The organism is Streptomyces sp. NPDC055632, from assembly GCF_053618675.1.
The window spans coordinates 1-1,035 of record NZ_JBSHHY010000099.1; the positions used below are offsets into that span (position 1 = coordinate 1).

1 protein-coding gene is annotated in these 1,035 nt (G+C 73.9%); it reads right to left on the reverse strand.

Annotated features, from left to right (window positions below):
- On the reverse strand, positions 1-1,034 hold a 1,034-nt coding region (locus ACWGSR_RS37685), incomplete at its 3' end, for a ferrochelatase (protein ID WP_453573979.1).
- Position 1,035 lies beyond the last annotated feature (1 nt).

Genomic DNA, 1,035 nt, shown 5'->3' on the forward strand with positions numbered 1-1,035 from the left:
GCGCCCAGGGCGCACCGCTCCACCCGGGTTCCCCGCTCGGCGGCGGCCCGTTCCAGGACGAGGTCGCGGACGGCGGCGGCGAAGCGCGGGTCGGAGCCGACGGTGGCCGAGCGCCGGACGGGCAGGCCGAGCTCGGCCGCCTTGGCCGTGGCCTCGGTGTCGAGGTCGTACAGGACCTCCATGTGGTCGGAGACGAAGCCGATCGGGACCATGACGGCCGCGGGCGCCCCGGCGCGGTGCAGCTCCTCCAGGTGGTCGCAGATGTCCGGTTCCAGCCACGGGATGTGGGGGGCGCCGCTGCGGGACTGGTAGACGAGCTTCCAGGGGCGGTCGGTGCCGGTCCGCTCGCGGACGGCGTCGGCGATCGTCCGTGCCGCGTCGAGGTGCTGGCGCACGTAGGCCCCGCCCCGGCCGTGCCCGGTGGCCGGGCCCGAGGTGTCGGCGGCGGAGTCGGGGACGGAGTGGGTGGTGAAGGCGAGGTGGGCGCCGTCGCGCACGGCGGGGTCGAGGTCGGCGAGGGAGGCGAGGACGCCCTCGATCACGGGCTCGAGGAAGCCGGGGTGGTTGAAGTAGTGCCGGAGCTTGTCGACGCGGGGCAGCGGGAGTCCCTCCGCCTCCAGGGTCGCGAGCGCGTCGGCGAGGTTCTCGCGGTACTGGCGGCAGCCGGAGTAGGAGGCGTACGCGCTGGTGGTGAGCACGGCGATGTGGCGCCGCCCGTCGGTGATCATCTCCCGGAGCGCGTCGGTGAGGTACGGCGCCCAGTTCCGGTTGCCCCAGTAAACCGGGAGGTCGAGCCCGGCCCGCGCGAAGTCCGTCCGCAGCGCGTCGAGGAGCGCGCGGTTCTGGTCGTTGATCGGGGAGACGCCGCCGAAGAGGAAGTAGTGCTGCCCCACCTCCTTGAGCCGTTCCTTCGGGATGCCGCGGCCGCGCGTCACGTTCTCCAGGAACGGGACCACGTCGTCCGGCCCCTCGGGGCCGCCGAAGGAGAGCAGCAGCAGGGCGTCGTACGGGGCGGGATCGTGCTGATCGGACATG